Origin of the sequence: Photorhabdus sp. P32 (assembly GCF_038085095.1) — a bacterium.
Classification (GTDB): domain Bacteria; phylum Pseudomonadota; class Gammaproteobacteria; order Enterobacterales; family Enterobacteriaceae; genus Photorhabdus; species Photorhabdus luminescens.
In genome coordinates this window covers 25,553-37,044 of sequence record NZ_JAZGJN010000252.1, presented here as the reverse complement: position 1 = coordinate 37,044, position 11,492 = coordinate 25,553, and the positions used below count along the sequence as shown (strand labels likewise).

Below are 11,492 nucleotides of genomic sequence, written 5' to 3'. Positions count from 1 at the left end.
CTTATTTTCACTTTGTTCATCTTTCTTTTATAACGCTTTTTTAGGAACTGATTTGTTAACTATCAGACTATATTAAATTAGACAAAAAGGAATGACAAAGATCACAATTAACTCTTCTCATAAACTTCAAAAATAAAATAGAATTGTTTAATATAATTATTAATCGTTTTTATCGTTAGAGAGTAATTTTGCTATATATATTTCATTAACATAAAATAAAAACTGGCACCAAATATATTGATGCCATATATTTTACATATATATTCCCCAACGATGAGATATGTTTATTTTATCCCTAATTCGATAAGTGAAAACATTTCATCTATATCTTTAGAATATCGAACAACAAGTCCCGCCTGGTTAGCTAGATGTTCGAATTCACTTAAATAACGCTCTTTCGCTAAATATAGCATGTCCATTAATAAATCGATAGATTTAACTAATATTGACTGTGGTTTTTTTATTAAAGTTATTATCAGGAGGGTTGTATTATCATCCATCGTTTCTCGGCAGTTCTTCAAAATGGAGATAGCATCATTATCAGGCCAGTTATGGAGAACATTCTTTAAAATATATAAATCATAACCTGTCGGAATTGGTTTAAAAAAATCTCCATTTATGAAAGTTATACCTTCTGAAATGGGCACTTCATTATATCTGTCCAATACAGCATAATCTTTCCCTTTTACTTTTTCACTGATTCCGATTAAAAGCGATCCGTCTCCACCCCCTAAATCTAATACTCTATTATGTTTATTAAAATCATAAATAAAAAGTAATTCTTTAATTATTTTATTTGTATATTTTGACATTAAAGCGTCAAAATTTGATTTTAGCACTTTATCACTATCCCAAATCTCATAGAATGATTTTCCATGCGCCATATCAAATGCCGGTTTACCATTGTTTTCCAGTAAGGATTTTGGGTACATTAACCAAGAATCCCAATGTTCTCGATTGATTTCATATTTTATGGTCAAGAATTCAAAACTATCAGGATCAGCAAGTGCGCTGCATTCCTCAGAAAGTGCAACCCCATCGTTGCCGCTAACCAATACGCCTATTTCAGTTAAGAAATCACATAGTCGATTAAGTCTAGAATAATCAATACCATATTGATCAGCAAGTTTGTTAATATCTACATAGGTTCCATTTTTAAAGTGAATAGATAAACCAGCTTCAACAAAAGTGTAGATTGCAGCTGTTTTTCTATATGACGTAATGAGATTGATTAGCATTGAATTACCCTTTCTGTATTTTTAAATGAGGTTATTATATAGAATATAGATGGTACCACTATAACTAACTATATATATTTGAAACGCATTTAAACCAAAATGTAATTATTAACTTCTCTATCTTTTCCTTATGGGCAATGAAAACTTAATTCTCTTTTTTACAATTAATTATTCACTTTAATTATATGCTTTTAGGTGTGAGTCAATTAATCATTAGGCCATATTAAATATAATAGAAAAGAATGTTAAAAATCACAATTAACTCTTTTTAGGGATTTTTAAGATTAAATTGAAAGAAATTTCTTAATAATATTTTCCTTTCAGAAAAATTCACATAAAGAATGAATGGTTATGCAAAAATCCGCAATCATTTCATGAATATATTGGTCATTATTGACCACATCATTTCCAGTATTATCTCTGTAGCTCAGAAACCACTTTTGATCTATGCTGAGCGCTAAAAACAAGCTTAAGATTATTATTAACCTGAAAGCCCCCAAAGCAGATAGCAGGAAGATAGAACTTAATGAGTATTCGCATCGTTCCTAAAGAACAACTAAGCAAAGATCGTATCAATGAAAAAGCAGCTGATTATATCCCACCACTGCTTTTCGCTAATCTGAAAAACCTTTATCAACGTCGGGCAGAGCGCTTGCAGCAACTGGCAGAAGAGAGCCCGTTCGTTGATTATCTTAACTTTTCAGCACAAGTTGCCCAAGCTCAGCAAAAAGCGTTGCATGATAATCCATTGAAAATGGAGATAACGGATATCTTAGAAAAATCTGTCATTGAAGGTAAACCACCTCTGGATTGCAAAACCTTCCAACGCACCGAACACTGGCAAAAATTGCTTCACTCTCTGATAGCAGAATTACTGCCGGATGCATCGGAACATGTTAATGCCGCTCTGGATAATCTAACAAAGGCGTCGGAACAGGAGCTGGAACAGATGGCCGATGCTCTGTTGAAAAATGAATTCAGTAAGGTCAGCCCTGAAAAAGCGCTTTTTATCTGGGCGGCACTCTCACTCTATTGGGCACAAATGGCAAATCAAATCCCAGGAAAAGCGAGGGCAGAATATGGTGAACATCGTCAATTCTGTCCCGTTTGTAATAGTATGCCAGTCTTGAGTGTGGTTCAGATTGGCACAACCAACGGACTGCGTTATTTACATTGTAGTTTGTGTGAAAGTGAATGGCATGTGGTACGGGTAAAATGCAGTAACTGCGAACAGACCCGCGATCTTAATTATTGGTCGCTGGAGAGTGAGCAAGCCGCCGTGAAAGCGGAAAGTTGCGGCGATTGTGGGAGTTATTTGAAGATTCTCTATCAGGAGAAAGATCCGAAAGTTGAGGCCATTGCTGATGATTTAGCTTCACTGATCCTCGATGCCAAAATGGAAGAGGAAGGTTTTGCCCGCAGTAGCATCAACCCGTTTTTGTTCCCAAATGAGTAATAGTGAGTTGACGGAATTGCCATGACATATAAACCGAGCCTGTTGTACAGCCAGCTCCCCGCTATTGATCGTCTATCGCGTGAGCCACAAATAACACTATTCGTGGAACAATATGGACAGACGCTGGTAACTGCAACATTAAGAGAAATGCAGGAGCAGGCCAGAATCTATATCAAGCAGTATCAGGCACTGCCTGATTGGTGTGATAACTGGGCCTTGGCGCTTAGTCAGCAACTGGAACAGAAACAAACTTTGGCTTTAAAGCCGGTTTTCAATCTCAGTGGTACGGTGATTCATACCAATCTTGGTCGAGCATTAATGGCAGAATCGGCTATTGAGGCAGTAACACAAGTGATGCGTTCACCCGTAACATTGGAATATTTCCTCAATGACGCCGGGCGTGGACACCGTGACCACGCTTTGGCGGATTTACTGCGAGAATTAACCGGGGCAGAGGATGCCTGTATCGTTAATAACAATGCAGCAGCTGTTCTGTTATTACTGGCAACCGTGGCATCCGGTAAGCAAGTTGTGGTTTCTCGTGGCGAATTAGTGGAAATTGGCGGCGCATTCCGTATTCCTGATGTGATGGTTCAAGCAGGATGCCGATTAGTTGAAGTCGGTACAACGAACCGCACTCACCTGAAAGATTATCGGCAAGCGATTAATGAAGAGACCGCTCTCCTCATGAAAGTACATACCAGTAACTACAATATTGAAGGATTTACCGCGGAAGTGTCTGGCCGTGAATTAGCCGTTCTGGGAATGGCATCGCAAATCCCTACTGCCATTGATCTAGGCAGTGGTTCCATGATCGATATGGCGCAATATGGATTGCCTACCGAGCCTATGCCTCAAGATTATCTGAATCAAGGCATCGATTTGGTCACGTTCTCTGGTGATAAATTACTGGGGGGACCGCAAGCCGGCATTATTCTCGGCAAAAAGCGCTGGATAGAAGCCATCCAGCGTCATCCTCTGAAACGGGCTTTGCGGGCAGATAAGATGACGCTGGCCGCTTTGGAAGCTACATTGCGGTTATATCAGCGTCCCGAACAACTTTGCCAGCAGTTACCAACGTTACGTTTATTAACCCGTTCACAACAACAAGCGCATGATATGGCACAACGGTTATTACCTCAGCTTCAAACGCGTTACGGTGACCAGTTTATTGTTCGTGACGAACAATGTTATTCACAGATTGGCAGTGGCTCACTGCCGGTTGATCGTCTGCCAAGTTGGGCTTTGACTTTCACCGCTGTTGATGGTCAGGGAAGCTCGTTGGAACAGTTGGCCCGGCGCTGGCGTGGATTAACCAAACCCGTTATTGGTCGTATCTCCGACGGGCGTTTGTGGCTGGATTTACGTTGTCTTGAAGATGAAAATGCGCTATTGCAGGCACTATTGCTGTAATTATTTGAAATACAATAATTTTCTGAAACTATTATGATTTTTGCCACTGCGGGCCATGTTGATCATGGTAAAACCACACTTATTCAAGCGATTACCGGCGTTAATACCACCCATTTACCGGAAGAGAAAAAGCGCGGGATGACCATTGATTTGGGTTATGCCTATTGGCCGCAACCGGATAGCTCTTCTGTTGGTTTTATTGATGTACCCGGACATGAAAAATTCCTCGCCAATATGTTGGCAGGGATAGGGGGTATCAATCATGTTTTATTGGTGGTTGCCTGTGACGACGGGGTAATGGCTCAAACAAAAGAACATTTAGTTATTTTGCGTTTGATTGGCTGCCCGTCCATGACCGTTGTGCTTACCAAAGCAGATCGAGTGGAATCAAAACGGATAGTTGAAGTCCGACAGCAAATTAAACATGAGCTGGCGACGCAGGGTTGGAACGAATTCCCTCTGTTTGTAACGACTGCGACAGACGAAGAAAGTATTGTCCCTTTGAGGCAGCATTTGTTGCAGTTACATCAGCAAAATAAGCAGCATGAAAAATTACATCAACGTTTTCGTCTGGCGATAGATCGCGCTTTCAGTGTAAAAGGCGCGGGTCTGGTAGTAACGGGAACAGCATTAGCTGGTCAGGTCAGCGTGGGAGATATCCTCTGGCTGACCGGCCGGGATCAACAAGTCAGAGTACGTGGCTTGCATGCTCAGAACCAACAAACCGATACGGCTCAAGCCGGGCAACGTATTGCTCTGAATATTACTGGCGATGTCAGTAAAGAGCAGGTTTCCCGTGGTGATTGGCTGCTTTCCCACAAACCCTTTGAGCATGTAGAAAAGGTATTGGTGGAAGTAGAAACTGATGAACCTTTGCGAAATTGGCAACCACTTCATATTCATCACGCTGCCAGCCATATCACGGGTCGGATTTCATTATTAAATCCGCTTTCTGATAAACCTCTGCTGGCTGAATTGGTGTTTGATAAGCCATTGTGGTTGGTTGAGAATGATCGGCTGATATTGCGAGATATCAGCGCCAGAAAAACATTGGCTGGCGCGCGGGTGATAAACCTAAATTCCCCCCGCCGTGGTAAGCGCCAGCCAGAGTTTTTGCATTGGCTCACTCAGCTTGCCAGAACATCAGATCATGCGGCTAATTTAGCGCTCCATTTACCACGAGGCGCACTTTCTCTCAACCACTTTTCTTGGGCGCGCCAGTTAACGGAAACAACTCTCCACCAGCTAATCGTTGATGAGGATGTGATTATTGCTGATGGTATGGTGTTATCACAGAATAATGCCAGGTTAGCAAAGCAGAAATTGTTACACGTTTTAGCCGAATATCACCAACAGCATGTTGATCAACTAGGCTTAGGCAGGGCACGTTTGAAACGGATGGCGCTGCCAACGCTGGATGAAACACTGGTTTATACTTTGATAGATGCATTACTCAGTGATGGACAGTTAAAGCAATTGCGTGGTTGGTTATACCTTCCTGAACATGATTTGGCTTTCAGTGATGAACAAACAAAATTGTGGCAACGAATAGCCCCCTACTTTACAGATGATCCGTGGTGGGTACGTGATCTGGCTGCTAATTTAAAAGAAGAAGAAGTAACTATCCGCAATTTGTTGAAAAAATCCGCTCAATTGGGGAATATTATCGCTATTGTTCCTGATCGTTATTATTGCAGCCAACGAATTCAGCAGTTTGCCGAACTGATTCGTCAATTTAATCAAGATTATGGCGCGATTACCGCTGCGGATTTTCGTGATCAACTTGGTATCGGTCGCAAATTAGCTATTCAGATATTAGAATTTTTTGATCGCAGTGGTTTTACTCGTCGTCAGGCCGAGTCACATATTCTCAGAGATAACGGGCTATTCTGATGATTTTTTATTTAAAATATAGATGATTTCAGCAAAATCACCGTCTTGCTTCATCGATTTAACTGATCTGTGCTATTTTTGCCAACCGTGAACCATCTATTAACTGGATTCTATACGATATGAAAAAGAAGATAATATCGGGTGTTTATCTGGGATTATTGTTTATTGCAACTTTAATACTGGTTTTTGAAAAAAGTGAAGATATTTACCCGGCACTAATCGCTGTCGGCGTGTTTGGTGTGATATTTGGCTTAGTGTTTTTTATATCAGCCCGGTTACTGTTTTCCGCTGCTTTTACCGGAACACTGTTTATTATCTTTAAATTCCTCAATCAGATAAAAGTTCATTACTACAAAGAGCAGTTGATGTTCTCCGATCTGAATTTAATGTTTGATCCTGCCAATCAGGAAACATTACGCCACTATTGGTTGGCCGGTTTAGGCATTGTCGCAATGTTTATCTGGTTGATTTTTAACATGACGCTGAGCTGGAAAAAATCATCTCCCCTCCGTGGTTTCAAATGGCGCACTGTCGGCTTGGTTCTGGCGGCGTTCTGTACGTGGGAAGTGAGCGCTACTGCCAATGCGTTCAGAGAGCAGTGGGAATCTTCACTGCCAAAAGGACGTGGTACCGTCACCAATATGGTGATGTCGGCTAAAGATGCCAAATATCATGCGCCTCAGTTTGGACAATCATCCGATTATTTTCTGCAACAAGCTAAGAATGTCGTGCTACCTGTGCCGCAGTCAGCAATTAAACCTGACGTGGTGATGTTATTACAGGAATCCACCGTGACGCCACATATCTATCAATTGCCTGATGATACCCGCTTACCTAATCTTTACATGTTCCAGCGGGATTCTGGCGTCAGCGCACAAAGCCCAATGCGGGTACAAACTTTCGGCGGTGGTACCTGGTTATCTGAATTCTCCGCTCTGACCGGCTTAAATACAGATGATTTTGGCTCACGTAAGAATGCGGTTTTTTATTTTATTGTCGATCACCTGAAATACAGCTTGTTCCGTGAAATGAAACAGAATGGTTATTACACGGTTGTTTTAACGCCATTTAATAAATCTTCTTATCATTCGGGTCATGCTTATCAGACTCTCGGCGTTGATCGCATTATTCAGCCACAGGAATTAGGATATCCCGCCAGTCTCGATAAAAATCTGTGGACTATTTCTACACAAGAGATGTTGGGTTATGTGAAAGATATTTTGGCACAGGAAACGGATAAGCCGCTCTTTATTTTCTCACTGACTATGTATGAACATGGCCCATATGATGAAGATCACGCTGATGATTACGGGCTTACCGGACATGTGAAAAATTCACAGGCAGTGGGTAAATTCAGTCACTATATGGAGAAAATCAAAGCTTCTGATCCGGCAATTAAAGATTTCAGTGAGTTTGTTGCTAAACGGGAAAAGCCAACTATGTTCCTCTACTTCGGTGATCATCAACCCAATATCAGCCTAAATCAGTATAATGGCGTATTTTCAAACCCCGCTCATATCACCCAATTTACTATGAGGGATAACTTGCAACAAGGAGCATCTATTCAGACTGATGAACTGACGGATATTTCATTCCTTGGCAGTATGATTATGGAGAGAGCTAAATTAGATGCTTCACCTTTTTACCGAGCAAATATGACAATGCGTCATCTCTGCCGGGGAGCATTGGATGATTGTCAGGATAAGGCGCTGGTGGAAAGCTACAAGCACTATATTTATCAGCAATTAGACGTTGCAGGTAAAAAGTAAGTTATAAAATCATCATGTGAGTAAGTGCCATATTTATATGGCACTGTAAATGACTCCAAATACCGAGTTGTAGTAGATAATTGGCTATCAGGCTGGCGCAGTCGTTCCACTGCTCGACTTGATAATCATTGCAGACGCTATTGCTCTCCTGAGCTGATGATAGGCTTCTCCCCCCGGTTCAATGACTAAAAATTTGAATAAGCTTCTTTTAAAACCAGCCATTAAAGAATTAAATCAAAAAAGTAACCTTATTGTATTTGTTAATATAGTTAAAAATAGTCGTAATGTTATCGCTTTACATTTCAATTTTAAGGAAGACAGCCAAATAAAAAAGGTGATTTAGATCACTTTTTTACATTCAACTTTAATACAAGTAACAAACAACATTTTAGATTTCTATTTCTTGATTTATATTACCATTGTAATTTTTACTCATATGTTAGGGTATATACTTAATTTATTAGGTTGAATTGTAAAAAATTAGGATGGTAATTTTATGTCATACATGATTTATTTGTCTTTGAATGGTAAAAAACAAGGGCTTATCTCTGCTGGGTGTTCAACCCTAGATTCAATAGGAAACAGATATCAAAATGGCCACGAAAACCAAATACAAGTACTGAGTTTAAACCACACAATAACGCGCCAGCAAAATGTCAATCATCAACCAATACAATTCATTAAACCAGTAGATAAATCATCACCATTATTAGCGATGGCAATAGATTCAAACGAATCTCTAAATGGTGTTTTTGTTTTTTACAGAACAGGTCAAGCTGGACAATTGGAATTATTCTATGAAGTAAAAATCACTGAAGCCACTATTACAGATATTTCTTGTATATACCCGCATTCTATAAATGATTTTGATGCCATGCCATATGAAAGAGTTACACTCAACTATAAATCCATCTCATGGAATCATATAACAGCTGGCACATCTGCTTATAGCATATGGGAAGATAGAAATTATTAACACTAGTTGTGTAGAGTAGCCAGTAGGCTACTCTACACAACTAGACATAAAGAGCATATGATTAGTGACAAAGTGAAATGTCCTTCACATACTTATTTGGAGCCATCCATGATGATTTACTACAGATTAAATATCCCTCAGATTTTAATTCGTCATCAACATAAAAAGAAACAAATAAAGTAAGAATAATGCCTGTTATTGACACATATGAAACATAATTTCCTATTTTACTATTAAGACGTTTCACTTTACCCAATGAGATTCTATATAAAATAAAAGAAATATAAATCAATACAGGGCTAAACCAAATAGCTCCTGCGCTTTTCCATGAGAATGTAATAACATCATCACGCTTAAAAAAACCGACATAATCATTCAATGAAAAAAATATAGATAACATTGTCATAAAAAGAAGCAATAAAATTCCTAAATATAGTTTAGTTTTATTTTCATTTATATTATCCACGGCTATATCTACCCCACATATTAAAAAACTGATCCGGATGGTATGGTGTCTGGTTTATTTTTTTATTTTTTATGTTTTTAATTATAGTTCCACTGATTTTAAAGTGGTCATCTAACCAATAGATAGAGATTATTAAATAAAATACTAAAAATATAAAGACATATGCTTAGTGACAAAGTGAAATGTCCTTAACATACTTATTTGGAGCCATCCATGATGATTTACTACATGTTACATACCCCTCCAACTTTAATTCATCATCAACATAAAAAGATACAAATAAAGTAAGAATAAACCCCACTATTGATACACATGAAATATAATCCCCAATTTTACCATTGAGATTTTTTGTTCTATTTTTAGCAATTCTTAACAAAGCATAAGCAATATGAATAAGTAAAGGAGAAAACCAGATAAATCCTGCACTCTTCCATGAGAATGTAATAACGCTATCACGCCTAAAAAAACCTATATAATCATTTAATGAGAAAAATACAAATAATGCCGCCATAAAAAAAACAAATAACGAACCTAAGTATATTTTTATTTTATTTATATTATCCACGACTATATCTACCCCACATATTAAAAAACTGATCTGCCGTAGGTGTCCCCACAAGAACATTTATTTTTCTATTTTTTATGTTTTTAATTATGCTTTCACTAATTTTAAAATAATCATCCAACCAATATAAAGTAAACGAAACTCCAACCCCAAGAGCAAAAACTCCAATAGTTACAGCCAAAAGACTCCACCCTATAGTTAAGAGTGGCGCTGCTATTAGTGAATTAACGCCCAAAGCAACGCCTGTTGATATCGCTAATTTTGCACCATCCATTGTTAAGTTAACAAACAAATCAGCTAATCCATAATCATCTTTAAGTATTAACTCAACTGCTCTATATGCTGCTGAGAATACTATACCGAATCTAGCACCGTTAACAATCCCATCATGAATACCTAGCGTACCTACCCCAAAAGACACTATACGTGGATTATTAGCAAGATATCTTGTGGCATTTAAATAGTCTCTTACTCCAGGATAACCTGTTAATTTTATATATTTTTTACCCTCTTTCCCGGCATATTCCGTTGCCTTAACACCGAAACTCCTTAAATCATTTACTATTTTAGCCACGCCATAAGAGTCTTTTATATTACCAGCAAATGATGAAGCTGGATCAGCATATGAATAAAAGGTTTTAACATTATTTTTCCATTTATTATAGAAGTTATGATCTAATGTTTTTATATAAGTTATTGCCTCATCCTCTGTTAATAAAGCAATAACTTCTTGGTTTAGTTTAAATTGATGCTCCAATTCCAATATCATACGGTTATATTTTTGATCTTCTATTTATTTTTTAAAATCAAGATGATCTTCTAATCTGTAATCATTATCAACAAATGTTTTTAACCGTGGATCATACTTCATCTTACAACTCCACTTATATTATATAGTCTATTGAAATTTTGTTTTATATTTTATCGGACTTAGCTATTTTTTTCTTTAATTTTTCTGAATTGTTGAGAGCTGGATCAAATTCAAGCAGAAGCACTGATTCATGGGCATATGCCCATCCATGCTTTGCTGGGTGCAATATGCTAAGGTGAAATGGGACGACTACCCGGCAACCTAAGCCAAATCTCATCATATTTGAAATAATGGAAGCCAGTATTGGTTTTAGTGAATACTCCAACCTGATAACCGTTCATATAGACATCCAGTACGGCCATTACCACTCCTCTTTCCATACCTGATCCGACGTTGTACAGTCATCTTCCATTGATGAATTTATCTCCGTAGCGTTTCTTGGCCGGATATCAAGTTCTAAATTCAATGCTGACATAATCTTAAAGAAGGTCTCTAGCTTGGTAGAATCTGGATGCAGCTCAAAGCTTGATACCGTGTCCTGCCGAATACCCACTTTACTTGCCACTTTACCTTGGGAAAGCTTTTGAGTGAGCCTGACATCTTTCAAATATGTACTGAGTTGTTTCGAATTAGTCACTTTCATATTGAGGTCAACCAATTTAAGCAATTAATCTCATTGTTACACGGTATAACAGGTAAATCAATTTTTACACGCTAAAACCGTTAAATGTAATTTAACCTGTTATAGCCGGTAAAAAAATTCCACATCTGCCTTTTACCAATTCACTTGCCAATACAAAATGTGAAAAATATCATTAAAACAATTTGTTATGTGCATTCTGGAGTAAGTATGGATCAAAGTATTTACTCCCTAATTAATACTATGCTTAGTAAGACTTTGTTCT

12 protein-coding genes are annotated in these 11,492 nt (G+C 38.2%); 6 read left to right on the top strand and 6 right to left on the bottom strand.

Annotated elements, in window-relative coordinates; genetic code table 11:
• Positions 1 to 284: 284 nt before the first annotated feature.
• Positions 285 to 1,238: a methyltransferase gene (locus V2H77_RS09860; RefSeq protein WP_341498649.1), complete on the bottom strand. Its 954-nt coding sequence runs from the start codon at positions 1,236 to 1,238 to the stop codon at positions 285 to 287.
• 526 nt (positions 1,239 to 1,764) lie between these two features.
• On the opposite strand from V2H77_RS09860, the gene fdhE reads away from it, so the two are divergent.
• The 6 genes from fdhE (at position 1,765) to V2H77_RS09830 (ending at position 8,745) form a co-directional block, all read left to right on the top strand.
• A complete protein-coding gene (gene fdhE / locus V2H77_RS09855; RefSeq protein WP_341498648.1) occupies positions 1,765 to 2,694 on the top strand; it encodes a formate dehydrogenase accessory protein FdhE in 930 nt (309 codons plus the stop codon).
• A gap of 21 nt (positions 2,695 to 2,715) precedes the next feature.
• On the top strand, positions 2,716 to 4,107 hold the full coding sequence (selA, locus tag V2H77_RS09850) for an L-seryl-tRNA(Sec) selenium transferase (protein ID WP_341498647.1): 1,392 nt from the start codon (positions 2,716 to 2,718) through the stop codon (positions 4,105 to 4,107).
• A 33-nt stretch (positions 4,108 to 4,140) separates the two neighbouring features.
• Positions 4,141 to 6,000, top strand: a complete 1,860-nt coding sequence (gene selB / locus V2H77_RS09845) for a selenocysteine-specific translation elongation factor (protein ID WP_341498646.1) — start codon at positions 4,141 to 4,143, stop codon at positions 5,998 to 6,000.
• A 119-nt stretch (positions 6,001 to 6,119) separates the two neighbouring features.
• Entirely contained in the window at positions 6,120 to 7,769 is a 1,650-nt protein-coding gene (locus tag V2H77_RS09840; protein ID WP_341498645.1) for an LTA synthase family protein, read from the top strand.
• Between the two features lie 181 nt (positions 7,770 to 7,950).
• Positions 7,951 to 8,112: a hypothetical protein gene (locus tag V2H77_RS09835; protein ID WP_341498644.1), complete on the top strand. Its 162-nt coding sequence runs from the start codon at positions 7,951 to 7,953 to the stop codon at positions 8,110 to 8,112.
• 153 nt (positions 8,113 to 8,265) lie between these two features.
• Positions 8,266 to 8,745 carry an Hcp family type VI secretion system effector gene (locus tag V2H77_RS09830; protein WP_049584983.1) on the top strand — a complete coding sequence of 160 codons (480 nt, stop codon included), beginning with the start codon at positions 8,266 to 8,268 and terminating at the stop codon, positions 8,743 to 8,745.
• Between the two features lie 61 nt (positions 8,746 to 8,806).
• Here the strand turns inward: V2H77_RS09830 and V2H77_RS09825 are convergent, their stop codons facing one another.
• The 5 genes from V2H77_RS09825 to V2H77_RS09805 form a co-directional block, all read right to left on the bottom strand.
• The gene (locus V2H77_RS09825; RefSeq protein ID WP_265379112.1) at positions 8,807 to 9,211 is read right to left on the bottom strand and encodes a DUF1240 domain-containing protein; all 405 of its coding nucleotides are present in this window, start codon (positions 9,209 to 9,211) and stop codon (positions 8,807 to 8,809) included.
• A gap of 166 nt (positions 9,212 to 9,377) precedes the next feature.
• Positions 9,378 to 9,776 (bottom strand): DUF1240 domain-containing protein, encoded by a 399-nt coding sequence (locus V2H77_RS09820; RefSeq protein WP_341498643.1) that lies wholly within the window; start codon positions 9,774 to 9,776, stop codon positions 9,378 to 9,380.
• Complete coding sequence (locus V2H77_RS09815) at positions 9,769 to 10,533, bottom strand: hypothetical protein (protein WP_341498642.1); 765 nt, start codon at positions 10,531 to 10,533, stop codon at positions 9,769 to 9,771. Before V2H77_RS09815 ends, V2H77_RS09820 begins: the two co-directional genes overlap by 8 nt.
• 284 nt (positions 10,534 to 10,817) lie before the next feature.
• Entirely contained in the window at positions 10,818 to 10,949 is a 132-nt protein-coding gene (locus V2H77_RS09810; RefSeq protein ID WP_341498641.1) for a HipA N-terminal domain-containing protein, read from the bottom strand.
• Positions 10,949 to 11,230, bottom strand: a complete 282-nt coding sequence (locus V2H77_RS09805) for a helix-turn-helix domain-containing protein (RefSeq protein ID WP_341498640.1) — start codon at positions 11,228 to 11,230, stop codon at positions 10,949 to 10,951. The genes V2H77_RS09810 and V2H77_RS09805 overlap by 1 nt, the downstream gene beginning before the upstream one ends.
• Positions 11,231 to 11,492: the final 262 nt, after the last annotated feature.